The sequence below is a fragment of the Pseudomonas sp. AC172 genome, from assembly GCF_979258595.1.
In genome coordinates this window covers 4,978,479-5,003,059 of record NZ_OZ409868.1, presented here as the reverse complement: position 1 = coordinate 5,003,059, position 24,581 = coordinate 4,978,479, and the positions used below count along the sequence as shown (strand labels likewise).

Annotated in this window: 23 protein-coding genes; 17 read left to right on the top strand and 6 right to left on the bottom strand. The window is 59.3% G+C overall.

Annotation, left to right across the window (positions count from 1 at the left end):
* Positions 1 to 135 precede the first annotated feature (135 nt).
* The 8 genes from ACZ0A4_RS22635 (at position 136) to ACZ0A4_RS22600 (ending at position 8,951) form a co-directional block, all read left to right on the top strand.
* A complete protein-coding gene (locus ACZ0A4_RS22635; RefSeq protein WP_463576433.1) occupies positions 136 to 492 on the top strand; it encodes a gamma-glutamyl-gamma-aminobutyrate hydrolase family protein in 357 nt (118 codons plus the stop codon).
* Between the two features lie 94 nt (positions 493 to 586).
* Complete coding sequence (locus tag ACZ0A4_RS22630) at positions 587 to 1,945, top strand: glutamine synthetase family protein (RefSeq protein WP_034151968.1); 1,359 nt, start codon at positions 587 to 589, stop codon at positions 1,943 to 1,945.
* A gap of 57 nt (positions 1,946 to 2,002) precedes the next feature.
* Entirely contained in the window at positions 2,003 to 3,367 is a 1,365-nt protein-coding gene (locus ACZ0A4_RS22625; RefSeq protein WP_034151967.1) for an aspartate aminotransferase family protein, read from the top strand.
* A gap of 172 nt (positions 3,368 to 3,539) precedes the next feature.
* On the top strand, positions 3,540 to 4,652 hold the full coding sequence (locus ACZ0A4_RS22620; protein ID WP_463576432.1) for a polyamine ABC transporter substrate-binding protein: 1,113 nt from the start codon (positions 3,540 to 3,542) through the stop codon (positions 4,650 to 4,652).
* A gap of 188 nt (positions 4,653 to 4,840) precedes the next feature.
* Positions 4,841 to 5,938, top strand: coding sequence for a polyamine ABC transporter substrate-binding protein (locus ACZ0A4_RS22615; RefSeq protein ID WP_463576431.1), 1,098 nt, complete (start codon positions 4,841 to 4,843; stop codon positions 5,936 to 5,938).
* Between the two features lie 66 nt (positions 5,939 to 6,004).
* On the top strand, positions 6,005 to 7,147 hold the full coding sequence (locus ACZ0A4_RS22610; protein ID WP_007913856.1) for an ABC transporter ATP-binding protein: 1,143 nt from the start codon (positions 6,005 to 6,007) through the stop codon (positions 7,145 to 7,147).
* Positions 7,148 to 7,182: 35 nt separating this feature from the next.
* Positions 7,183 to 8,064 (top strand): ABC transporter permease subunit, encoded by an 882-nt coding sequence (locus ACZ0A4_RS22605; protein ID WP_174823987.1) that lies wholly within the window; start codon positions 7,183 to 7,185, stop codon positions 8,062 to 8,064.
* Positions 8,061 to 8,951, top strand: coding sequence for an ABC transporter permease subunit (locus ACZ0A4_RS22600; protein WP_064116327.1), 891 nt, complete (start codon positions 8,061 to 8,063; stop codon positions 8,949 to 8,951). The genes ACZ0A4_RS22605 and ACZ0A4_RS22600 overlap by 4 nt, the downstream gene beginning before the upstream one ends.
* A 148-nt stretch (positions 8,952 to 9,099) precedes the next feature.
* On the opposite strand, the gene ACZ0A4_RS22595 is transcribed toward ACZ0A4_RS22600, so the two are convergent.
* Entirely contained in the window at positions 9,100 to 9,738 is a 639-nt protein-coding gene (locus ACZ0A4_RS22595) for an HD domain-containing protein (RefSeq protein ID WP_463576430.1), read from the bottom strand.
* Positions 9,739 to 9,892: 154 nt separating this feature from the next.
* Between ACZ0A4_RS22595 and ACZ0A4_RS22590 the strand changes: the two genes are divergently transcribed.
* A complete protein-coding gene (locus ACZ0A4_RS22590; protein ID WP_463576429.1) occupies positions 9,893 to 10,858 on the top strand; it encodes a GlxA family transcriptional regulator in 966 nt (321 codons plus the stop codon).
* Positions 10,859 to 11,039: 181 nt separating this feature from the next.
* Here the strand turns inward: ACZ0A4_RS22590 and ACZ0A4_RS22585 are convergent, their stop codons facing one another.
* Both ACZ0A4_RS22585 and ACZ0A4_RS22580 read right to left on the bottom strand, forming a co-directional pair.
* Complete coding sequence (locus tag ACZ0A4_RS22585) at positions 11,040 to 13,451, bottom strand: penicillin acylase family protein (protein WP_463576428.1); 2,412 nt, start codon at positions 13,449 to 13,451, stop codon at positions 11,040 to 11,042.
* Positions 13,452 to 13,553: 102 nt separating this feature from the next.
* Positions 13,554 to 14,132, bottom strand: a complete 579-nt coding sequence (locus ACZ0A4_RS22580) for a DUF6436 domain-containing protein (RefSeq protein ID WP_463576427.1) — start codon at positions 14,130 to 14,132, stop codon at positions 13,554 to 13,556.
* Positions 14,133 to 14,231: 99 nt separating this feature from the next.
* On the opposite strand from ACZ0A4_RS22580, the gene bipL reads away from it, so the two are divergent.
* Positions 14,232 to 15,179: a phospholipase BipL gene (gene bipL, locus ACZ0A4_RS22575; protein ID WP_463576426.1), complete on the top strand. Its 948-nt coding sequence runs from the start codon at positions 14,232 to 14,234 to the stop codon at positions 15,177 to 15,179.
* Between the two features lie 130 nt (positions 15,180 to 15,309).
* Here the strand turns inward: bipL and ACZ0A4_RS22570 are convergent, their stop codons facing one another.
* Positions 15,310 to 16,041: a DUF2059 domain-containing protein gene (locus tag ACZ0A4_RS22570; RefSeq protein ID WP_122596629.1), complete on the bottom strand. Its 732-nt coding sequence runs from the start codon at positions 16,039 to 16,041 to the stop codon at positions 15,310 to 15,312.
* 108 nt (positions 16,042 to 16,149) lie between these two features.
* On the opposite strand from ACZ0A4_RS22570, the gene ACZ0A4_RS22565 reads away from it, so the two are divergent.
* The gene (locus ACZ0A4_RS22565) at positions 16,150 to 16,782 is read left to right on the top strand and encodes a 2OG-Fe(II) oxygenase (protein ID WP_007913869.1); all 633 of its coding nucleotides are present in this window, start codon (positions 16,150 to 16,152) and stop codon (positions 16,780 to 16,782) included.
* A 1-nt stretch (position 16,783) separates the two neighbouring features.
* Positions 16,784 to 17,269, top strand: coding sequence for a 2-thiouracil desulfurase family protein (locus ACZ0A4_RS22560; protein ID WP_463576425.1), 486 nt, complete (start codon positions 16,784 to 16,786; stop codon positions 17,267 to 17,269).
* Positions 17,270 to 17,525: 256 nt separating this feature from the next.
* On the opposite strand, the gene ACZ0A4_RS22555 is transcribed toward ACZ0A4_RS22560, so the two are convergent.
* Entirely contained in the window at positions 17,526 to 18,089 is a 564-nt protein-coding gene (locus ACZ0A4_RS22555; protein ID WP_463576424.1) for a transporter substrate-binding domain-containing protein, read from the bottom strand.
* 135 nt (positions 18,090 to 18,224) lie between these two features.
* On the opposite strand from ACZ0A4_RS22555, the gene ACZ0A4_RS22550 reads away from it, so the two are divergent.
* Positions 18,225 to 18,650: a DUF4399 domain-containing protein gene (locus ACZ0A4_RS22550; RefSeq protein WP_397484414.1), complete on the top strand. Its 426-nt coding sequence runs from the start codon at positions 18,225 to 18,227 to the stop codon at positions 18,648 to 18,650.
* 119 nt (positions 18,651 to 18,769) lie between these two features.
* Here ACZ0A4_RS22550 and serA read toward each other — a convergent pair whose 3' ends face one another.
* The gene (serA, locus tag ACZ0A4_RS22545) at positions 18,770 to 19,999 is read right to left on the bottom strand and encodes a phosphoglycerate dehydrogenase (RefSeq protein WP_053124806.1); all 1,230 of its coding nucleotides are present in this window, start codon (positions 19,997 to 19,999) and stop codon (positions 18,770 to 18,772) included.
* A gap of 204 nt (positions 20,000 to 20,203) precedes the next feature.
* On the opposite strand from serA, the gene ACZ0A4_RS22540 reads away from it, so the two are divergent.
* From ACZ0A4_RS22540 to ACZ0A4_RS22525, 4 genes are all read left to right on the top strand, one after another.
* The gene (locus ACZ0A4_RS22540; protein ID WP_463576423.1) at positions 20,204 to 21,598 is read left to right on the top strand and encodes an FAD-binding oxidoreductase; all 1,395 of its coding nucleotides are present in this window, start codon (positions 20,204 to 20,206) and stop codon (positions 21,596 to 21,598) included.
* Between the two features lie 41 nt (positions 21,599 to 21,639).
* Positions 21,640 to 22,305 carry a fumarylacetoacetate hydrolase family protein gene (locus tag ACZ0A4_RS22535; protein WP_008085293.1) on the top strand — a complete coding sequence of 222 codons (666 nt, stop codon included), beginning with the start codon at positions 21,640 to 21,642 and terminating at the stop codon, positions 22,303 to 22,305.
* A gap of 268 nt (positions 22,306 to 22,573) precedes the next feature.
* The gene (locus ACZ0A4_RS22530) at positions 22,574 to 23,497 is read left to right on the top strand and encodes an SdiA-regulated domain-containing protein (protein ID WP_463576422.1); all 924 of its coding nucleotides are present in this window, start codon (positions 22,574 to 22,576) and stop codon (positions 23,495 to 23,497) included.
* A 117-nt stretch (positions 23,498 to 23,614) separates the two neighbouring features.
* Positions 23,615 to 24,532, top strand: coding sequence for an SdiA-regulated domain-containing protein (locus tag ACZ0A4_RS22525; RefSeq protein ID WP_463576421.1), 918 nt, complete (start codon positions 23,615 to 23,617; stop codon positions 24,530 to 24,532).
* The last annotated feature ends 49 nt before the right edge of the window (positions 24,533 to 24,581 follow it).

Below are 24,581 nucleotides of genomic sequence, written 5' to 3'. Positions count from 1 at the left end.
TTTTTGTCCTTGGAAGACTGTGCACCCGCGGGCTTGAGCAGGCCGTGTTGTATTTTTTACGGGGGTGTTGTGTAAAAAAATGAACAAGGCTAAGCTCCGATCAAACCCATAACAGCAATAATACCGGGGTGCTTCATGTCTCGCCTGCCGTTAATCGGCATCACCGACTGCTCGCAACAGTCCGGTCTGCATGCTCATCACATCAGTGGCGACAAATCCGTCCGTAGCGCAGCCAGCATGGCTTGCCGCTTGCCGACGATGTTCCTGTCCATGACCGTTCAAGCGTCAGCGTCCGATATTCTGGACGTACGGGAAAGCATCCTGTTTATGGCGTCCCCTTCCAATATAGATCGCTTTCACCCTCAAAGCCTGTGCCGCTTCTCAAGCCGTGCTCATGATTCTGCACGCCTGGACTGTGCACAGGAAATGCAACGCCAGCGTAAAGGGCAGGTAAGCTCCTCTTTCATTGTCTATGCGCGGTGCCAGGCATAAGCCGGTACTGCGCGAGCAAGCCCCCTTTAACGCGACGCTCCAAGCGTCAAACTTTGCCTGACATCACGTCAGGAGACTCAGCCCAGAGGCATTTATGAGTAACAACCTCGACCAGCTCACCGATTGGTTGAAAGACCACAAGATCACAGAAGTCGAATGCATGATCGCCGACTTGACCGGGATCACCCGGGGCAAGATTTCGCCGACCAACAAGTTCATCGCCGAAAAAGGCATGCGCCTGCCGGAAAGCGTGCTGTTGCAGACCGTGACCGGCGATTACGTCGAAGACGACATCTATTACGAACTGCTCGACCCGGCCGACATCGACATGATCTGCCGCCCCGACCAGAACGCCGTGTACCTGGTGCCGTGGGCCATCGAGCCGACCGCGCAGGTGATTCACGACACCTACGACAAGCAAGGCAATCCGATCGAGCTGTCGCCGCGCAACGTCCTCAAGAAAGTCCTCAAACTCTATGCCGACAAAGGCTGGCAGCCGATCGTGGCGCCGGAAATGGAGTTCTACCTGACCAAGCGCAGCGACGACCCTGACTATCCGTTGCAGCCGCCGATCGGCCGCTCGGGCCGTCCGGAAATCGGTCGTCAGTCGTTCTCCATTGAAGCGGCGAACGAATTCGACCCGCTGTTCGAAGACGTCTACGACTGGTGCGAACTGCAGGAGCTGGACCTCGATACGCTGATCCACGAAGACGGCACGGCGCAGATGGAAATCAACTTCCGTCACGGCGACGCACTGTCGCTGGCCGACCAGATCTTGGTGTTCAAACGCACCATGCGCGAAGCCGCGCTCAAGCACGACGTGGCCGCGACCTTTATGGCCAAACCGATGACCGGCGAGCCTGGCAGCGCGATGCACTTGCACCAGAGCATCATCGACATCGAGACAGGCAAGAACGTCTTCTCTAATGAAGACGGGACAATGAGCCAATTGTTCCTGCACCACATCGGTGGTCTGCAGAAACTGATTCCTGAATTGCTGCCGCTGTTCGCACCGAACGTCAACTCGTTCCGCCGCTTCCTGCCGGACACCTCGGCACCGGTGAACGTCGAGTGGGGCGAAGAAAACCGTACCGTCGGCCTGCGCGTTCCGGATGCCGGCCCGCAGAACCGTCGCGTGGAAAACCGCCTGCCGGGCGCTGACGCCAACCCGTACCTGGCGATTGCCGCGAGCCTGCTCTGCGGTTACATCGGCATGGTCGAAGGCCTCAACCCGAGCGCGCCAGTGGTGGGCCGTGGTTATGAACGCCGCAACCTGCGCCTGCCGTTGACCATCGAAGACGCGCTGGAACGCATGGAAAACAGCGCCACCATCGAGAAGTACCTGGGCAAAACCTTCATCACTGGCTACGTCGCGGTAAAACGGGCCGAGCATGAAAACTTCAAGCGCGTGATCAGTTCCTGGGAGCGTGAATACCTGCTCTTCGCCGTCTGATACGCCAGGCGCGGCCCTGAAAACGCCGCGCCTTCACCGATAACAAGGAGAATTGGCATGACCAGCAACAACCCGCAAACCCGCGAGTGGCAAGCACTCAGCAATGATCACCACCTGGCCCCGTTCAGCGACTTCAAGCAACTGAAAGAGAAAGGCCCGCGGATCATCACCAACGCCAAGGGCGTTTACCTGTGGGACAGTGAAGGCAACAAGATCCTCGACGGCATGGCCGGTCTGTGGTGCGTGGCCATCGGTTACGGTCGCGATGAGCTGGCCGACGCGGCCGCCAAACAGATGCGCGAACTGCCGTACTACAACCTGTTCTTCCAGACCGCGCACCCGCCGGCACTGGAACTGGCCAAGGCGATTGCCGACGTGGCGCCGGAAGGCATGAACCACGTGTTCTTCACCGGTTCCGGCTCCGAAGGCAACGACACCATGCTGCGCATGGTTCGCCACTACTGGGCGATCAAGGGCCAGCCGAACAAGAAAGTCATCATCAGCCGCAAGAACGGTTACCACGGTTCGACCGTGGCCGGCGCGAGCCTCGGTGGCATGACGTATATGCATGAACAAGGCGACTTGCCGATCCCGGGCATCGTGCACATCGCGCAGCCGTACTGGTTCGCTGAAGGTGGCGACATGTCCCCGGAAGAGTTCGGCATCTGGGCGGCCAATCAGCTGGAAGAGAAGATTCTCGAAGTTGGCGTCGACAACGTCGGTGCCTTTATTGCCGAGCCGATTCAGGGCGCCGGCGGCGTGATCATTCCCCCCGACAGCTACTGGCCGCGCATCAAGGAAATCCTCGCCAAGTACGACATCCTCTTCGTCGCCGACGAAGTGATCTGCGGTTTCGGCCGTACCGGTGAGTGGTTCGGTAGCGATTTCTACGACCTCAAACCCGACATGATGACCATCGCCAAAGGCCTGACCTCCGGCTACATCCCGATGGGTGGCTTGATCGTCCGCGACTCGGTGGTAGCGGTGCTCAACGAAGGCGGCGATTTCAACCACGGCTTCACCTACTCCGGTCACCCGGTGGCAGCCGCAGTGGGCCTGGAAAACATCCGCATCCTGCGCGATGAAAAAATTATCGAGAACGCGCACAACGAAACGGCACCGTATTTGCAGAAACGTCTGCGGGAACTGAACGATCACCCGTTGGTGGGTGAAGTTCGCGGTGTCGGTCTGTTGGGCGCGATCGAGCTGGTGCAGGACAAGGCCACTCGCAAGCGTTACGAAGGCAAGGGTGTCGGCATGATCTGCCGCCAGTTCTGCTTCGACAACGGCCTGATCATGCGCGCTGTGGGCGACACCATGATCATCGCGCCGCCGCTGGTGATCAGCAAAGCGGAGATCGATGAGCTGGTGACAAAGGCACGTAAATGCCTGGACCTGACCCTCAGTGCGTTGCAGGGCTAAGTGCTAGGCTTTGAGCGGGGGAGCCGCGGCGCGCTCGCTCAAAGCTGTCAGAAAGGCTGGTCTTTTCTTGAAAGACCGCCTCGGATCTTGCCAGACTAGCCGCGGTTCCAGTTGTCCGGGTTCGGCCGCTGAACAAAGTGGTTCAAAAAAGAAAAATTTGGAGCATTAACGCATGAAGGCATTAGGCAAAAAGCTCGCTGGCAAGACTCTGCTCGCCATGTCCCTGATGGGAGTCATGGCGGCTGCGGCTCAGGCGGACGACAAGGTGTTGCACGTCTACAACTGGTCCGACTACATCGCCCCGGACACCATCAAGAAGTTTGAAGACGAGTCGGGCATCAAAGTCGTCTACGACGTCTTCGACAGCAACGAAACCCTCGAAGCCAAACTGCTCGCAGGCAAGTCCGGCTACGACATCGTCGTGCCTTCGAACAACTTCCTCGCCAAGCAGATCAAGGCCGGTGTCTACCAGAAGCTGGATAAGTCCAAGCTGCCTAACTGGAAGAACCTCAACACTGATTTGCTCAAAGCCGTGTCGGTCAGCGACCCGGGCAACGAGCACGCTTTCCCGTACATGTGGGGCTCGATCGGCATCGGCTTCAACGCCGAGAAGGTCAAGGCTGCACTGGGCGCCGACGCGCCGGTCGATTCGTGGGATCTGATCTTCAAGCCGGAAAACGCGGCCAAGCTGAAATCCTGCGGCATCAGCCTGCTCGACTCGCCAACCGAGATGATCCCGGTGGCGCTGCATTACCTGGGCCTGCCAACCGACAGCCAGAAGAAAGAAGACATCGACAAGGCTGAAGCGCTGATCATGAAGGTGCGTCCTTCGATCGCCTACTTCCACTCGTCCAAATACATCTCCGACCTGGCCAACGGCAACATCTGCGTAGCGGTCGGCTACTCGGGTGACATCTACCAGGCCAAGTCCCGCGCGGCTGAAGCCGGTGACAAGGTGAAAGTCAGCTACAACATTCCCAAAGAAGGTGCTGGCAGCTTCTACGACATGGTCGCCATCCCTAAAGATGCCGAAAACGTCGAAGGCGCCTACAAGTTCATGACCTTCCTGCAGAAGCCGGAAATCATGGCTGAAATCACCAATGCCGTGCGCTTCCCGAACGGTAACGCCGCTGCCACGCCACTGGTTGATAAAGACATCACCAGCGACCCGGGCGTCTATCCACCGGCTGACGTGCTGGCCAAGCTGTACGCGATTGCCGACTTGCCGGCCGCGACCCAGCGCATCCTGACCCGCAGCTGGACCAAGATCAAATCGGGTAAATAAGCCGGTTTGAAGCAACAACCGTTGGCCGTCATGCTCCGCGCGGGCGGCCAGCGGATTAATTAAATGACAGAAAGTTTTGCTGGAACGGTTTTTCGAGGGTAAGTTGCGCGCCGGTTTTGTTGCCGGGCAGCCATGGCTGTCATGCAGCGCGGGGCAACTTGGGCCCAACTAATTTAGAGGACCTCCACTTGCCTATTTTTTCTTCTTTGCGCAAAGCCCTGCTGGCCACTGCCGGCCTGACGATTGCTGTCGGAGCCCAGGCCGCCGGTACGGTGCATATTTATAACTGGTCCGATTACATCGGCGAGACCACCCTGGCCGACTTCCAGAAAGCCACCGGAATCAAACCGGTCTACGACGTCTTCGATTCCAACGAAACCCTGGAAGGCAAGCTGCTGGCCGGGCGTACCGGCTACGACGTGGTCGTGCCGTCAAACCACTTCCTCGGCAAGCAGATCAAGGCCGGCGCGTTCCAGAAGCTCGACAAGTCGCAGCTGCCGAACTATGCCAACCTCGACCCGGCGCTGCTCAAGCGTCTGGAGCAGAACGATCCGGGCAACCTGTACGCCGTGCCGTATCTGTGGGGCACCAACGGCATCGGTTACAACGTCGATAAAGTGAAGGCCGTTCTGGGTGTCGACAAGATCGATTCGTGGGGCGTGCTGTTCGAACCAGAGAACATCAAGAAGCTGCAAAGCTGCGGCGTGGCGTTCCTCGATTCGGCGGATGAAATGATGCCGACCGTGCTCAACTATCTGGGCCTGAATGCCAACAGCACCAATCCCAAGGACTACGAAAAGGCCACCGACAAGTTGCTCGCGGTGCGCCCTTACGTGACCTACTTCCATTCCTCGAAATACATCGGCGACCTGGCCAACGGCGACATCTGCGTGGCCATTGGTTTCTCCGGCGATATCTTCCAGGCGAAGAACCGCGCAGCCGAAGCCAAGAAAGGCGTGAACATCGCCTACGCGGTACCGAAAGAGGGCGGCGCCTTGTGGTTCGACATGCTGGCAATCCCCAAGGATTCGTCGAACGTGAAGCAGGCCCATGCCTTCATCAACTATCTGTTGAAACCTGAGGTGATCGCTCAGGTCAGTGATTACGTCGGTTACGCCAACCCGAACCCGGGGTCGGACAAGCTGATGGAACAATCCATCCGTACCGATGCGTCGGTGTATCCACCGCAGGCCGTTATCGACAAGGCCTACGTATCGACCGAGTTGCCACCGAACATTCAGCGCCTGATGACCCGCAGCTGGACCAAGGTCAAGTCGGGGATGTAAGGCACACACTATCCTGGGTTCGCCTTGCGGGGCGGACTGCATTGTTTTTTTCTGGGAGTTTCGTAAATGGCAGTTGCCTCCGGCGCCTATAAGAAAGCCCTCGAGGGCGACCAGACACCGAAACAGGTGTTGGTCAAAATCGACCGGGTCACGAAGAAGTTCGACGAGACGATTGCCGTGGACGATGTGTCCCTGGAAATCAAGAAGGGCGAGATCTTCGCCCTGCTCGGCGGTTCGGGATCGGGCAAATCCACTCTGCTGCGGATGCTGGCAGGGTTCGAACGGCCCACGGAGGGGCGCATTTTCCTCGACGGCGTCGACATCACCGACATGCCGCCGTACGAGCGACCGATCAACATGATGTTCCAGTCGTACGCCTTGTTCCCGCACATGACCGTGGCGCAGAACATTGCCTTCGGCCTCAAGCAGGACAAGATTCCGGCGGCTGAAGTCGACGCCCGCGTGGCCGAGATGCTCAAGCTGGTGCAGATGAGCCAGTACGCCAAGCGCAAGCCGCATCAACTGTCTGGCGGTCAGCGTCAGCGTGTGGCACTGGCGCGTTCGCTGGCCAAGCGGCCGAAGCTGTTGCTGCTCGACGAACCGATGGGTGCACTGGATAAAAAACTGCGTTCGCAAATGCAGCTGGAGCTGGTCGAAATCATCGAGCGCGTGGGTGTGACCTGCGTAATGGTGACGCACGACCAGGAAGAGGCCATGACCATGGCCGAGCGCATCGCGATCATGCACCTGGGCTGGATCGCCCAGATCGGCAGCCCGATCGACATCTACGAAACCCCGACCAGCCGTCTGGTCTGTGAATTCATCGGCAACGTCAACATCTTCGAAGGCGAAGTGATCGACGACGCCGAAGGCCACGCGACCATCACCTGCAAGGATCTCGACCGGCAGATCTACGTTGGCCACGGCATCAGCACCTCGGTGCAGGACAAGTCGGTCACCTACGCAATTCGTCCGGAGAAGCTGCTGGTCACCGCCGATCAACCAACCTGCGAGTACAACTGGTCGAGCGGCAAGGTGCATGACATCGCCTACCTCGGCGGTCACTCGGTGTTCTACGTTGAACTGCCGAGCGGCAAACTGGTGCAGTCATTCGTCGCCAACGCCGAGCGACGTGGCGCACGTCCGACCTGGGGCGATCAGGTCTACGTGTGGTGGGAAGACGACAGCGGCGTGGTACTTCGTTCATGAACATGCGCAAATTCAAACGCCGCATCAACCGAATAATCCCCAATGGCCGGCAGTTGGTCATCGGGGTTCCGTTCATCTGGCTGTTTCTGTTCTTCATGCTGCCGTTCTTCATCGTTTTGAAGATAAGCTTCGCTGAAGCCGACGTGGCCATCCCGCCGTACACCGAGATCTACACGTACGCCGAGCAGAAGCTGCAACTGCTGCTGAATCTGGGCAACTACTCGATGCTGGCCGGCGACGAGTTGTACATCGCCGCCTACCTCGGCTCGTTGAAGATGGCGCTGATCAGCACCATTCTTTGTCTGGTGATCGGCTACCCGATGGCCTACGCCATCGCCACCGCCCGTAAAGAGATGCAAACGGTGCTGGTGCTGCTGATCATGATGCCGACCTGGACCGCGATCCTGATCCGCGTTTACGCGTGGATGGGCATTCTCAGCAATAACGGTCTGCTCAACGGTTTCCTGATGAGCATGGGTTTCATCGATGAGCCTTTGCAGATCCTCAACACCAACCTGGCGGTGTACATCGGTGTTGTCTATTCGTACCTGCCGTTCATGATCCTGCCACTGTACGCCAACCTGGTGAAGCACGATCAAAGCTTGCTCGAAGCAGCCTCCGACCTCGGTTCGAGCACCTTCAACAGCTTCTGGAAAATCACCATTCCGCTGTCCAAGAACGGCATTATTGCCGGCTGCATGCTGGTGTTCATCCCGGTGGTCGGTGAGTTCGTGATCCCGGAACTGCTCGGCGGTCCGGAAACCCTGATGATCGGTAAAGTGCTCTGGCAAGAGTTCTTCAACAACCGTGACTGGCCGGTGGCGTCCGCGCTGGCGGTGGTGATGCTGGCGATCCTGATTGTGCCGATCATCCTGTTCAACCGCAGTCAGGCCAAAGAGATGGAGGGCAAAGAATGAAGCGCTTCCGTTTCTCCAGCCTGATGCTGGTCATCGGTTTGTTGTTCATCTACCTGCCGATGCTGATCCTGGTGATCTATTCGTTCAACGCCTCTAAGCTGGTGACGGTGTGGGGCGGCTGGTCGATCAAGTGGTACGTCGGCCTGCTCGACAACACGCAACTGATGGGCTCGGTGTTGCGCTCGCTGGAAATCGCCTGCTACACCGCCGTTGCGGCAGTGGCGCTGGGCACGCTCGCAGCGTTCGTGCTGACGCGCATCACCCGCTTCAAGGGCCGCACGCTGTTCGGCGGTCTGGTGACGGCGCCGTTGGTGATGCCGGAAGTGATTACCGGTCTGTCGCTGTTGCTGCTGTTCGTGGCCATGGCGCAGATGATCGGCTGGCCGCAGGAACGTGGCATCGTCACCATCTGGATCGCTCACACGACGTTCTGTGCGGCGTATGTGGCGGTGGTGGTGTCGGCGCGTCTGCGTGAGCTCGATCTGTCGATCGAAGAAGCGGCGATGGACCTCGGTGCGCGGCCATGGAAGGTGTTCTTCCTGATCACCATCCCGATGATCGCGCCATCGCTGGCAGCGGGCGGCATGATGTCGTTCGCGTTGTCGCTGGATGACCTGGTACTGGCAAGCTTCGTTTCCGGCCCGGGTTCGACGACCCTGCCGATGGAAGTGTTCTCGGCGGTGCGTCTGGGCGTGAAGCCCGAGATCAACGCCGTGGCCAGTCTGATTCTGCTGGCGGTATCGATCGTGACCTTCATGGTCTGGTTCTTCAGCCGCCGTGCCGAAGAAGCGCGCAAGAAAGCCATCCAGCAAGCCATCGAAGAAAGCGCAGCCGATTCGTGGAAACAGCCGGACGTGCGTCGCGCACCGGCGCCGGAAGCGGCGTAAGCCAATGGGGTTGATCACAAATCTGTGATCAACCCCAATCCCTGTGGGAGCGAGCTTGCTCGCGAAGAGGGCGTGTCAGTCGACTGAAATGTCGGCTGACCCACCGCATTCGCGAGCAAGCTCGCTCCCACAGGTTTTTTGTTGGTATTCAAGTCCAGGGAGATTGGCGGATGACCTCAACAAAGTTCATCGGCTTGAACCCCGGCTCCTGATCCTTCAGCACGTCAGTCTTCACATTGCCGAACGTGGTCTGCGGACGATGGCGCAAGCCATCGGCAAACGCGCAGATAATGCACTCCTTGAAACCTTCCCCACGCGGGTGCGCATGCACCACCGCCTCACGCTGCACGGTGCTGAAGGCTGCGTAATCCATACCCAGCACGTCCATTTCCACACCGGCGGTCACAAGCGCCACGGTCGGGCGTAGATGCTTTGGTACACCTGGCGTGGTGTGCAGGGCAATCGACAGCCAGACTTGCTCGATGTCGTCATCACTCAGACCGTACGGTTTGAGAAACGCCGCCGCCGCGTTGGCACCGTCCACTTCGAAACGCTCGTCATCGCTGCGGTGACCTTCGACCAGACCGAGGTCGTGGAACATCGCGCCGACGTAAAGCAGTTCCGGATCGTAGGCCAGTTGCTGGCGCTCGCCGCTCAATGCACCGAACAGAAAGACCCGGCGCGAGTGGTGGTAGAGCAGGTCGGATTCGATGTCGCGGATGTATTCGGTGGTGGCCCGGGCGAGGGCGCTGTCGGGGATTTTGATGCCGGCGATGGCGGTGGTCATGGCAAGTTTCCTCACTGAAACGCCGTTGTGGCGCTGATGGGGAAAGTCTGTTCCCGACGCTGAAAGGGGACAATCGATGCATGGCTGCGATCCTTGCCAATCGACCTGCAAATCGTGCCAACTCGGCTCACAGACACAAAGGAGCTTTGCCGCCATGACCAAAACCGTCGCCATCGTCGTGTTCGCCGGCGTGCAGTCGCTGGATGTCAGCGGCCCGATGGATGTGTTCGCCGAGGCCAACCGGTTCCTGGCGCCCGAGGATCACTATCGGCTCGAAGTGATCGGCGTCGAACACGGCCCGATGGCCTGTTCCAGTGGTTTGAACCTGAATGCCCATCGGCATTTCAGCGAAGCGCTCGGCGCCTACGATCTGCTGCTGGTCGCCGGTGGGCCGCAATTGCCGTTCATGGATTTCGGCGCGACGTTCGACGGTTGGCTGCGCGAGGCCTGCTCACGGGCGCAGCGTTTCGGCTCGATTTGCAACGGTGCGTTCATGCTGGCACGGGCGGGATTGCTGGAGGGGCGCACTGTCACCACCCATTGGAACGATGCCGAGGCGTTGGCGCAGTTGTGTCCGGCGACGCAGGTCGAAGCCGATCGCTTGTATGTCGAGGACGGCGCGCTCTACACCTCGGCCGGGGTCACGGCGGGAATTGATCTGTCGCTGTATCTGCTGGCGCGTGATCACGGTGCTGAAGTGGCGCTGAGCGTGGCTAAACGGCTAGTGGTGTTCACCCAGCGGTCTGGTGGCCAGTCGCAGTTCAGCCCGTTCCTCACGCCGCACGCAGAGCCGACATCGGCGGTGGCGATGGTGCAGCTGTATGTGTTGGCCAATCTCACTGGCGACCTGACGATTGCCGACCTGGCCAATGCGGCGAACATGAGTGCGCGTAATTTCTCCCGGGTATTCGCCCGGGAAGCGAAAATCACCCCGGCAGAGTTCGTCGAACGGGCACGGGTGGATGCGGCGCGGGTGATGCTGGAAAGTACTGCAGCGCCGTTGAAGACCGTGGCGTATCAGTGTGGGTTTCGCGATGCGCAGCATATGCGCGGGGTGTTCAACCGGCGGCTGGGGGTTACGCCGCAGCAGTTTCGGCTGAATTTTGCGGTGATGGTTTGACCCTCACCCCAGCCCTCTCCCAGAGGGAGAGGGGGCCGATTGGGGGATACTGACGAGATACACCGACCTGAGCGATCGGTTGTGAATCCATAATCGACACCGCTCTTCCAGGTCGATGTATGACAAAAGACACCTCGGTCAGTCCCCTCTCCCTCTGGGAGAGGGTTAGGGTGAGGGGCTTTTAAGGCGCCGCCCGCGCAGGCAACAACTTCAAGGTACTGCGCGTATTCGCCGTCACCTCTTCGGCATTGAAATGCGCCTGCACATAGATCCCGTCGACATACGCCTCAGCCTGATCGTCATAGTGGCTGTCGAACGGCACACCGCTCTGCCCGACCGGGTTAATCGTCAACCCATGCGCCGGATCGGCAAAATCCACCAAGCGCCGCGTCGAAGGCCCGTAGGTCACCGGCCAAGGCGCAGGACCGATCCGTGCGGAAAGGTTGTTCGGCACTTCATGACTGCCCGGCGCCGCAAACGGCCCGACATTGAAAATCCGATCCAGCGGCTTCTGCTGTCCCAACGGATGGCCGTGAGTCAGCGTATGCGCCGCGCCCCATTTCCACTCGGCAGAGTTATCGCCCAGGGTCAGCTTCAAGTGCTGCATGCTCGCCTGCCACGCTGTGCGCACGACATCGGCGCGGGTCTCCTTGTTCGGCGTGTTGCGGTTATCCCACCACGGTGAGTCGGCGTTTGCCGCCAGCTTCGGCAGCGCCGCGTCGATCACCCGCGTCGACAGCAAGGTGTCGAAAAAGTCATTGCCCAACTCATCGCGCATCGCTGCATCGGCCAGGTCGTAGAGAAACTGGTTGAACACCGTCGCACTGACCGAATCCAGCGGATAGTCGCCCGGCCATTGCGCCAGTTGCTCGACCAGTTTCAGTTGCGCCGGATCGCTGACCACCTCACGCAATACCGGCAGCAATGGCGCCAGCAGACGCGGGCCATAATCGGTGGCGGTGCCCAATTGCAGTTTCTGGTTGGCCTCGTTGGTCCACTTCACGCTCTTGTCGCTGAGCTGGCGGTTGAGCTGTTGACCGCGATCGGCGAGGTTGTAGTAACCGGGAATCTCCATGCCGGTCGGTGACAGCGGCTGGAAGTTGGCCGAGACGATGTAACCGCGCGCCGGGTTCTCTTCCTGCGGATTGGCGCTGAACGGGTAGAAGCCGTCCTTGTCCGCTTGATTGCTGCTGCCGTCGAGGATGAATTCCGGACGTACTCCAGCCGGACGCTTGGGCAGCAACGCCGAGGCCCACCAGGCGATATCACCCTTGGCGTTGGCGTAAACCAGATTCAGCCCCGGCGCCTGCACCTTGGCCGCTGCGGTGCGGGCCTTGGCCAACGTGTCGGCGCGGTTGAGCTGGTAGAAGCCTTCGAGGATCGGGTTCGGCGTTTCGAGGAAAGCCCACCACATGGCGATCGGCGTCTTGCCGGCAGCGGTTCCCAGTGCATCGTTGACGATCGGGCCATGAGGCGATTGGCGCAGGGTGAGGGTCACCGGTGACTGGCCCTTCACGTTGATCTGCTGTTGGGTGACGAGCATGTCGGTCCACTGGCCGCGATACCAGACCTGATTCGGGTTGTCCGGGTTGACCTTCTCGGCGATCAGATCGAGATCGTCGTTCTGGAACATGGTCAGACTCCAGCCGAAGTCGAGGTTGTGCCCCAGAAACGCAAACGGCACCAGCGCCTGATGATGGCCGTACAGCTCAAAACCCGGCGCCGACAGTTGCGCCTCGTACCACACCGACGGCACCGAGAAGCGAATGTGCGGATCACCGGCCAGCAGCGGTTTGCCGCTCTGGCTGCGGCTGCCCGCGATGACCCAGGCGTTGCTGCCTTCGAACTGTGGCAGACCGTTGTCGATCAGCGCCTGTTCGCTGAGGCGGGCGAGGGCGTTGAGGTCTTTCCAGTCGCCAGCGGCGAGGGCCGGCGCTGGCTTGGCGTGACCGTTGACCAGCACGCCTTTGGGCTGCCACTCGAGGTCGAAGACGTTGAGGTAATCGGCGCCCAGTTGATCACGTACATAAGTCAGCAGCGGCTCGGTTCGAAACGCCGCGGCAAAGCTGTAGGCCATGTAGCCGGCGACGCTGATGCTGTCTTCGGCTGTGAACGGGCGTTTGGGGATGCCCAGCACGTCAAACTCGATCGGCGCAGCGCGAGTATCCTGATATTGGTTGATGCCATCCAGGTAGGCTTGCAGGCCCTTCCACGCCGGCGACTGTTTATCGAGACTGGCGACGTAACTGGTCGCGCGTTCACGGATGCGCAGGCTGCGGAACAGTTTGTCGGTGTCGAGCAGCTTCGGCCCGAGCACTTCAGCCAGTTCGCCCCGGGCGAGGCGGCGCATGGCTTCCATCTGGAACAGCCGATCCTGGGCATGCACATAGCCGAGGGCGCGGTAGAGGTCGGTTTCGTTCTCGGCACGGATGTGCGGCACACCGCGTTCGTCGTAGCGCACGGTCACCGAGCCTTGCAGGTTGCGCAGTTCGACCTGGCCCTGGCGCGTGGGTTGTTTGCTGTAGACATACCAGCCGGCGCCGGCGAGCAGAACAACGATGAGCAAGGCAAGAACGGTGAACACGCGCTTCATGGTGACTCCTTGTGCAGGCGGAATTGCCGCCCGTCGGGCTGCAAACAATTAGCACAGACCTTCTGTGCCGTGCAGCGCTGTCCTTGAAAAGTCCGGAATGCCTTACTGCGCCTCCACCGGCCACGGGCAGTAGCAACCGACCGCCAGGGTGTGCGTGGCATTGACCGGACGATCTTGCGTCAGGGCATTCAAAATCGGTTCGATAAAGCTGTTGCTGGAGTTGCAGGTCAGGCCTTCGCTATACGGGCCGAAGTACGCCAGCTTGCCGCTGCGGTCCCAGATCGCCACGGCGGGGCTGGCCGGAACCTGTTCGGAGCCGGGCAATACGGTGATGGTTTTCAGGCTGCTGAGGGTCGCGGGTAACTGGCCGTGGCTGCCGGTTTTCTGCACCGCGAAAAACTCGACACCCTTGGCGCTGAACAGCTCGACCATCTCGGTCAGGTGTTGTTGATTGCCGACGTTACAGGGGCAGGCCGGATCCCAGAAGTGCACCAGACGAATCGGCCCGGGCCCGGCGAGATCCTCCGGCAGGCGCAGTGGATCGCCGGAAAAAACCGCTGTGTGTTCGCTGAATGCGCGCAGGTAACGCCCCTGAAACCAGTCGTATGCCGCCCACAGCACCCCGGCGCAGATCAGCGCGAGCAGGCTGGCAAACAGTGCGGTGCGGTAGGGCGAACGCATGGTTTTCGATCCCGAAAAGGTGGGCTAGCTTGCCATGTCTGCCACGACAGATGAATATCGCAGGCCGATAAAGTCTGTTTACCGTTTTGGAATTCCCGCATGCCTGCCACTTTCGACCCCGATCAGATCCGCGCCAGCCTCAAGCCTTTGGCCGAGTGGCAGCCGTTGTCGGACGAGGCCAAGGCGTATCAGCGCTTTTATCAGACCGATTTTCCCGAGCGTGATGTCTGGCGTGGCATGGGCCGTTTCGAGGTCGATGGCTACGAACTGGTCAGCCATTGCTGGTGGCCGGAGAAGGTCAAGGCGACGCTGTTTCTGCTGCACGGGTATTACGATCACACCGGGCTCTATCGGCATGTGATCGAGTGGGCGCTGGATCAGGACTTTGCCGTGATCGCCTGCGACCTGCCGGGTCATGGCCTGTCGAGCGGGCCGCGCGCGAGCATTCGCGACTTCTCGGAATATCAGGACGTTCTGCAAGCCTTGTTCGCCGAGGCGCAATCGATCGCGCTGCCGCAGCCGTGGCATTTGTTTGGGCAGAGCACCGGCGGCGCGATTGTCGTCGATCATTTGCTCAACCACGCGCAAAACAGCCCCGCGCAGGGGCAGGTGATTTTGCTTGCGCCGCTGGTGCGGCCACGGGCGTGGGGCTGGTCGCAACTGAGTTATTACTTGCTCCGGCCTTTCGTTCGAGGTGTCGCGCGACGCTTCAGTGAGAATTCCAACGATCCGGATTTTCTACCGTTTCTCCAGACCGATCCGTTACAGCCGCGACGCTTGCCGACGAAATGGGTCGGGGCATTGTCGCGCTGGATCATCCGCGTCGAGCACGCGAAAAAAAGTCCGCGACGGCCACTCATCATTCAGGGCCAGGCGGACATGACGGTGGACTGGCAGCACAATTTGCAGGTGTTGAAGTGGAAGTTCGATCGACCGCAGATTCTGCTGCTGGCCGAGGCGCGGCATCATCTGGCGAATGAGACGGTGGAGATGCGTGAGGAGTATTTCGAGTTTCTGAGCAAGCGCATCAGGGGCCGGAATCTGTAGCGTTGGTGAGGGCTCTATCGCTGGCAAGCCAGCTCCCACAGGGTTAAGTGTCGATCACGAATATTGTGAACACCCAAGAAAACTGTGGGAGCTGGCTTGCCAGCGATGGCGGCCTATCAGGCTCTGAAGATTATTGCCCGACCGCCAACCCAGCCCGAATCGCCGCCAGCGCCGCCTGGTAATAAGCCTTGCCCTCAGCCGATTCGGCAAACGTCGCAAACTCTTCCAGCTCTTCATCCGACAAATCACGATAAACGTAGAGCAACGTGTTGTTCATGTCCGCGCCAATCTGATCCATCAATCGCTGGCGCTGACCATTGAGCATGCCCTGCGCCTGACCGCCACCGAGCAGCCCCGGAATCATCGAACTCAGGCTGTCCGCCGCGACGCCGGCAATCGCCAGGCTCACTTCGGCGCCCGCTTCACGCGCTGGCAGCGCCTGAGCGAGGTGACCAATGATCAGCAGACGGCTGTCGCTGGCCTGCATCTTTGGCAGACCCTTGGCATTTTTCGCCAATTGATCACGGCGGGTCGCGAGCAGTTCGGCGGCGACGATTTTCTTGCCCAGTGGCGATTGAAAGAAGGTCAGCGCCGGTTTCGGGTCGGCAAGCTTCTGCCGCAGTTGCGCTTCAGCGCGTTGATCCACAGCCTGCGGGGCAAAGCGCTGGTTGCTGTTGTTCACCAGCGCCTGGAACACGGCGGGCGGCAGGCTGTTCTGATAGCGCTGCTGCGCGGCACTCAGGGCGTCATTGAAATGCGCACGTTGATCTGGCCAGCCGGCGACCTTGTACAACTGATCGTGGCCGTCCGCCCAAGCGGGCAACACGCAGAACATCAACAGTGAAAAAAGCAAACGGCGCATAGGGACTCCTGTCAGCAGCGGACTATTCTCCGTGCGGTGCCGGTACTTGTCGAGAATTCGTAGCAAGCCGCCGCGCGGCTCTGTCGGATTTCTTGTCGCCGACATACTATGCGCGCCATGCAAATATCCTCTGAACACCCACTGCTGTTACGCATTGTCGATGACCTGGCCGAACACGGCTGGTCGCAGCAGAACATATTCCTGCCCGCCGGTTTGACCCGCGAGCTGGCGGCTGAGTGCCGCAAACGTGAAGCCGAGGGTGAGCTGGCGCCGGCGGCGGTGGGGCGTGGGCCTTTTTCAGAGATCCGCGAAGGGATACGCGGCGACCACATTCAATGGATCGACCCGGGGCAGGCTGAGGCCAGCGACCGCTATCTGAACCTGATGGAGAGCCTGCGCGAGGCGCTCAACCGTGGCTTGTTCCTCGGTCTTGAAGACTTCGAATGCCATTTCGCGCTGTACCCGCCGGGTGCGTTTTATCGCCGGCATGTCGACCGTTTTCGTGACGATGACAAGCGCATGGTCTCGGTGGTGGTCTACCTCAATGACGCATGGCTGCCGGAGGATGGCGGTCAGTTGCGCATGTATCTGAATGATGAGCGTGTTCACGACGTGCAGCCTACGGGCGGTTGTCTGGTGGTGTTTCTCTCCGGTGAAGTACCTCATGAAGTGCTGCCGGCGAACCGCGAGCGCCTGTCGCTGACCGGCTGGTTTCGTCGCCGTGGCAACGAGCCGTTCTGACATGGACAGGATTCTGGTCAGCCGCTGCCTGTTGGGCCACCGCGTGCGTTATGACGGTGGCGCGAGTGGGCCGTTTGATCTGCTGGAGCAGTGGATTGCAGAAGGGCGGGTGGTGCCGTTGTGTCCGGAAGTCGCCGGTGGTTTGCCGACGCCACGGGCAGCGGCGGAGATACCGGGCGGGCAGGGTGGTGAAGTGCTGGATGGTGTCGCGGCGGTGATCACCACTGAGGGCGAGGATGTCAGTGCGCAATTTCTCGATGGTGCGCGGCAGGCGCTGGAGCTGGTGCAGAAGCACGGGATTCGTGTGGCAGTGCTGAAAGCCAACAGTCCCTCCTGTGGCAACTTACTGACCTATGACGGCACGTTCAGTGGTGTCAAAGTCAGTGGCGAGGGCGTGACGGCTGCGCTGCTCAAGCGCCACGGTGTGCAGGTGTTCAGCGAGCTTGAATTGGTTGAGGCTGCGGTGGCTTTGGCGGGTTTGGACTGATCCGCAATCGTTGCCCTCACCCCAGCCCTCTCCCGAAGGGAGAGGGGGCCGACCGAAGTGTCTGGCGCTATTCATCGACCTGAAAGACCTTGGCGATTATGGATTCAACACAGTCATGACTGATCGATTATGGATTCGACACAGCCATAACCAGTCGATTTTTGATTCGGTATAGCAATCCCAAGTCGGCGTACCTCTCAAGCATCCCCCCAATCAGTCCCTTCTCCCTCTGGGAGAGGGCTAGGGTGAGGGGCTTTTAAGGCTTCAACCACTTCTCAGTCAGCGCCGCCAAACGCCCATCCGCCTTGATCCGCTGCATCGCGCTCGCAAGGCTGGCCTGAAACGCCGGATTACCTTTCTGAAACGGAATCGCCAATTCGACCGGCTCCGCCGCTTTCGGCTTCTCTTCAGTCAGCGCCTGCACCAGCACCATCGGCCGTGGCTGCTCATCCTTCTTTGCCAGCAACTGCGAATCGACCTTGCCGTAAGACTCGCTGAAGTCGAAACGATCCTTGAGTTCGGGTGTCAGTGCTATGTGGTTGAGCGCAACGTCGTACTTGCCGCTCTCAACGCCCTGGAGCAGATCGGCCTCGTCAGTGACGATGAAGTCAGCGCGCACATCCAGTTCGTTGGCCAACAGTTGCCCAAGCTCGACCTCGAACCCCGTGAGTGTGTCGCCTTCCTTGAAATTGAAGGGCGGTGTATTAGCCTCAAGGGCAATGCGCAGCTCGCCACGGTCGTTGACGTCATCAATCAGTTCGGCGTGAGCCAAAGGGCTCAAAAGGGGTAGCAGGCAGATCAGGCCAGGCAGAAAGCGCATGGTCACTCCTTTGAAATCATTATCGCGACCCTCTGATTCAGGCTCGCTTTGCTATGGTTGTCGAGTGCCTTCGACAACGAATGGTCATGAAGTTGTCATGACCGTGCGGATTTTACGGAAAAACTGGAGAAGAAAATGAAAAGCTTTATGTCACGTGCAGCGTTCGCGGGTGTGCTGATGGGCGTTTCGGTGCTGGCCAGTGCGGCGACACCGGCCCCCAAAGGCGCTGAAGTGTTCATCGTTTCTCCCGAGGACGGGGCCACGGTTTCGCAGACTTTTACCGTCAAGTTCGGCACCAAGGACGTCGCGCTGGCACCGGCCGGTGACGTCACCAAGAACACCGGTCACCATCACTTGCTGATCGACGCCAAGGAAATTGTTCCTGCCGGTTCGGTCGTCCCTACCGATGCCAACCATATGCACTTCGGCAAGGCGCAGACCCAGGCTGACATCAAGCTCGCCCCGGGCAAACACACCTTGCAGCTGGAACTTGGCGACAGCGGTCATATGGCATTCGACCCGCCCATCGTCTCGAAGAAAATCACCGTCAACGTCGAATAAAAAAAGGGAGCCCTTCGGGGCTCCCTTTTTTTACAGCTGCAAGCTTCAAGCTGAAAGCCTCAAGTCAAAGCAAAAGCGAACATCACTTGCCGCTTGCAACTTGAGGCTTGTAGCTGTTCTTAGAAAAGAACCCGGCTACGGATAGTGCCGTTGATGTGCTGCAGCTTCTCTTGCGCCAGATCCGAGTATTCGGCGTCGACGTCGATCACCACGTAGCCAACTTTCTCGTTGGTCTGCAGGAACTGACCGGAGATGTTGATGCCGTTTTCGGCGAAGACCTTGTTGATCTCGCTCATCACACCCGGAATGTTTTCGTGGATGTGCAGCAGGCGGTGCTTGCCAGGGTGAGCCGGCAGGGCCACTTCCGGGAAGTTCACCGACGAAACCGACGTACCGTTGTCGCTGTACTTGACCAGTTTCTCTGCCACTTCCAGACCGATGTTGGCTTGCGCTTCGGCGGTCGAGCCACCGATGTGCGGGGTCAGGATCACGTTGTCGAGGCCACGCAGCGGGCTTTCGAACTCTTCGTCGTTGGAGCGTGGCTCCACCGGGAACACGTCGATGGCCGCGCCGATCAGGTGCTTGTCCTTGATCGCGTCCGCCAGGGCGTCCAGCTCGACCACGGTGCCACGAGCAGCGTTGATCAGGATGCCGCCCTTCTTGATTGCGCGGATTTCCTTCTCGCCGATCATCCACTGGGTCGCAGCGGTTTCCGGAACGTGCAGGGTGACGATGTCGGACATGCCCAGCAGCTCGGTGAGGTTACCGACCTGAGTGGCGTTGCCCAGCGGCAGTTTGGTCACGGTGTCGTAGAAGTACACCTGCATGCCCAGACCTTCAGCCAGAACCGACAGCTGCGTACCGATCGAGCCGTAGCCGACGATGCCCAGTTTCTTGCCACGGATCTCGAAGGAGTTGGCTGCGGACTTGATCCAGCCGCCACGGTGGCAGGAAGCGTTTTTCTCCGGGATGCCGCGCAGCAGCAGGATCGCTTCGGCCAGCACCAGCTCGGCAACGGAGCGGGTGTTGGAGTACGGCGCGTTGAACACGGCAATACCGCGCTCACGGGCAGCACTCAGGTCAACCTGGTTGGTGCCGATGCAGAAACAGCCGACTGCGACCAGCTTCTTCGCGTGATCGAAGATCTCTTCGGTCAGTTGGGTGCGCGAACGAATGCCGATGAAGTGAGCGTCAGCGATCTTTTCCTTGAGCTGGGCTTCCGGCAAGGAACCTGTCAGGTATTCGATGCTGGTGTAGCCCGCCGCCTTGAGGACGTCGACAGCCGATTGGTGGACGCCTTCGAGAAGAAGGAACTTGATCTTGCTCTTATCGAGAGAAGTCTTGCTCATCTGCGTAAACCTGTATCCCGGAGAAAAATGGCAGGAAATGGTCAACAGACGCTGACCCGGACGACAAGAAAGTCGTCTCCGCGGATCTGGCCTTGGGCACTGTCCTGCGGGGTCGATATGCTAGCATAGCCTCCCCGCTAAACACTCATTCCTGCGACGTGAAGCGTTCTCAGGATGACCATGAATTGTTCGAGAGTTCTGTCGATGACCAATCCTGCCCTGATTGATGAACTGAAGACCCTGGTCGAGCCCGGCAAGGTCCTGACCGACGCCGACTCCCTGAATGCGTACGGCAAGGATTGGACCAAGCACTTCGCCCCGGCGCCCAGCGCCATCGTGTTTCCCAAGACCATCGAGCAGGTGCAGGCCGTGGTCCGCTGGGCCAATACTCACAAAGTGGCACTGGTGCCATCGGGCGGGCGCACCGGGCTGTCCGCCGCTGCCGTGGCGGCGAATGGCGAAGTGGTCGTCTCGTTCGACTACATGAATCAGATTCTCGATGTGAACCTCACCGACCGCACCGCCGTTTGTCAGCCGGGCGTGGTCACTGAGCATTTGCAGAACGTTGCCGAAGACAAAGGCCTGTACTACCCGGTCGACTTCGCCTCGGCAGGTTCCAGCCAGATTGGCGGCAACATCGGCACCAATGCCGGCGGGATCAAGGTGATTCGCTACGGTATGACCCGCAACTGGGTCGCGGGCATGAAAGTCGTCACCGGCAAGGGCGATGTGCTGGAACTGAACAAGGACCTGATCAAGAACGCCACCGGTTATGACCTGCGCCAGCTGTTCATTGGCGCTGAAGGCACCCTCGGTTTCGTCGTAGAAGCGACCATGCGCCTTGATCGCGCGCCGAAAAACCTTACCGCAATGGTCCTAGGCACTGCCGATTTCGACTCGATCATGCCGGTGCTGCACGCCTTCCAGGGCAAGCTCGATCTGACCGCGTTTGAATTCTTCTCCGACAAGGCCCTGGCGAAAGTCATGGGCCGTGGCGACGTGCCGGCGCCGTTCGAAACCGATTGCCCGTTCTATGCGTTGCTGGAATTTGAAGCGACCACTGAAGAGGTGGCCAACAGCGCGCTGGAAACCTTCGAGCACTGCGTCGAGCAGGGCTGGGTGCTGGACGGCGTGATGAGCCAGAGCGAAACCCAGTTGCAGAACCTGTGGAAGCTGCGCGAGTACATCTCCGAAACCATCTCGCACTGGACACCGTACAAAAACGACATCTCGGTTACCGTGTCGAAAGTGCCAGCGTTTTTGAAGGAAATCGACGCGATCGTCGGCGAACACTACCCGGACTTCGAAATCGTCTGGTTCGGCCACATCGGCGACGGCAACCTGCACTTGAACATCCTCAAGCCGGATAACCTCAGCAAGGACGAGTTCTTCGCCAAGTGCGCGACCGTCAACAAGTGGGTGTTCGAAACCGTCGAGAAGTACAACGGCTCGATCTCTGCCGAACACGGCGTCGGCATGACCAAGCGCGATTACTTGACCTACAGCCGCTCGCCGGTTGAGATCGAGTACATGAAAGCGGTGAAAGCGGTGTTCGACCCGAACGGCATCATGAACCCGGGCAAGATCTTCGCGGTTTGAGCGGCAATCTTTGATGAATCAATGAAGGCAGGAGTCGGTAAATGAGCTATCAGCACCAGTATGTCGACGGCACGCGCATCCACTTCCCGATCGGGAAAGTCGTGTGCATTGGCCGTAATTACGCCGAACACGCCAAGGAACTGGACAACCCGGTACCTACCGAGCCGTTGCTGTTCATCAAGCCGGGCAGTTGCGTGGTCGAGCTGGAGGGCGGTTTCGCCATTCCGACCGAACGCGGTTCGGTGCACTACGAAGCGGAAATCGCTGTGTTGATCGGCAAGCCGTTGTCGACCAAACCGAGCCGTGAAGAAGTGCTCGACGCGATCTCCGGTTTTGCCCCGGCGCTGGACCTGACCCTGCGCGACAAACAGGCCGAGCTGAAAGCCAAAGGCCTGCCTTGGGAAATCGCCAAGTCGTTCGACGGCGCGGCGGTGATCGCGCCGTTCGTGGTCGGCAGCACCTTTGCTGACCTGACCGACATCGGCATTCGCCTGACCATCAACGGCGAAGTCCGCCAGGACGGCAACAGCAGCGCGATGCTCAACCCGATCGTGCCGATGATCCAGCACATGGCCGGCTGCTTCTCGCTGCAGGCCGGTGACGTGATCCTCACCGGTACGCCGGTGGGCGTTGGCCCGCTGAACGTGGGCGATGACATTGTCCTCGAACTGGTCGGCGCGAGCAGCTTCACCAGCAGCGTGCGCTAACCGCCACATCGCTAATCCCCTGTGGGAGCGAGCTTGCTCGCGAAAGCATTTTTTCAGTCAACGAAAATGTCGACTGACACTCCGCCTTCGCGAGCAAGCTCGCTCCCACTTTGTTTTGTAGTGTCCTGAAGATCGCTGACAACACACGACAATCCCGCCATTTGCCGTTTTTTTCACATCCTGTACGGATAATTCCTCTCATTCTGGCGTCTGAGCCGGCCTCTTTGTGCTATTACCCTTAGCCTGAATTTTCGGAACGCGTCCCTCGATGTCATCTCAAACTCAGCTCAAACCCACTCGTCGTTCACGTTTCGCCCTGCGTTGGTATGTCTGGCTCTTGCTGGTGGTTGCCGCCGCTTATGCCTTGGCGTTTGCCATGCATTGGGATGATCGCGGTGTGCTGTGGGTGCAGGAGCGCTTTGAGAGCCAGGCTGAGCAGAAAGAAAGCGTCTGGCTGCCGGATTATCGAGTGGTGATAGATGCCAAGCCGCTCAAGGGGATGGAGAAGGACGAAGCTTCGGATCTGGCGTACAACCCGCAGACCAAAACGCTATTCTCGGTGATGGGCAAAAACCCGTTTCTCGCTGAACTGACTTTACAAGGTGATGTACTGCGCAAGATGCCGCTGGTGGGCTGGAGCAATCCGGAAGGCCTGACGATGATGGAAAACGGCCTGATGGCCATCGTCGATGAGCGCCAGCACATGCTGTCGATCGTCAAGGTCGACGCCGGGACCCGCGAATTGAACATCGCCGATTTCCCGAAATACGACCTCGGTCCGTCGAAAGACCAGAACAAAGCCTTCGAAGCCATCACCTGGGATGCGCACAACCAGCAATTGCTCTTGGGTGAGGAGCGGCCACCGGCGCTGTTCATCTGGAAAAGCGATGGCAGCCAGACCCTCAAGGGCGACAAGCAAAAACTCGCCAGTGATGAACTGGATATTCGCAACCTCTCTGCCTTGGCGATTGACCCGCGCACCCAGCACACACTGGTGCTGTCCGCCGACTCACATCTGCTGCTGGAGCTGGACGAGAAGGGCGAGCAGGTCAGCTTCATGACCCTGCTCGGCGGTTTCAATGGCCTGAAAAACACCATCCCCCGCGCCGAAGGCGTGACCATGGATGAGGCGGGTACGCTGTACATGGTCAGCGAGCCGAACCTGTTCTACCGCTTCGAAAAACAGCAATAACCGTCCTCGCGGCAATTTCAGACAAGTCTGATTGTCCTGACAGGCAAGTGGCCATTAAGCTTCAGTTCAGACGGGCGTGATATTTCATCTGCCTGTTTTGATCCCGAGCTCCTCCGAATGCGTCGACTTGCCCGTCCCAAACCTCTGATTATCATCCTGTCGGTGATTGCCCTGATCGCGTTGATCGCGATCGGCCAATACATGCGCCTGTTCGAGCGCGCCTGGTTCAACCTGCACACCCTGTGGCAACCGCAGAGTAGCGAGTCGATCGGGCTGGATCAGTATCGCGTCGAAATTGAAGCGCGGGTGATTGACGGGCTGGACGATGATGTCTCGGCGCTGACCTTCGATCCGGTGCGCAAAAGCCTGTTTACCGTGACCAACAAGAATTCCGAACTGGTCGAACTGTCGCTGGAAGGCAAGATCCTGCGGCGCATTGCCCTGATTGGTTTTGGCGATCCGGAAGCCGTCGAGTTCATCAGCGCCGACACCTACGTGATCACCGACGAGCGCCAGCAGCGGCTGATCAAGATTCACCTGGAGGCAGACACCACCTTCCTCGACTCGGCCGACGCCGAGCAGATGACCCTTGGCGTGCATATGGCTGGCAACAAGGGTTTCGAAGGGCTGGCTTACGACTCGGTGGGTAAGCGTCTGTTTGTCGCGAAAGAGCGCAATCCGATGTTGATCTACGAAGTGCATGGCTTTCCGCATTTCAACCCGGAGAAGTCCTACGCGGTGCATGTGATCAACGATCCCAAGCGTGACGCCGGGATGTTTGTGCGCGATCTGTCGAGCCTGCAATACGACGAGCGCAGCGGCCATTTATTGGCGCTGTCGGATGAGTCGAGATTGATTCTGGAGCTGGATGTCGATGGACGACCGTTGAGCACCATGTTCATCAGTGGTGGCCGGCAGGGTTTGAAGAAGACCGTGCCGCAGGCGGAAGGCATTGCGATGGATGATGACGGCACGCTGTACCTGGTGAGCGAACCGAACCTGTTTTACGTCTTCAAAAAGCCAACGCCGAACTAATCAACACCACAAAACAATGTGGGAGCGAGCTTGCTCGCGAAGGCTTCGG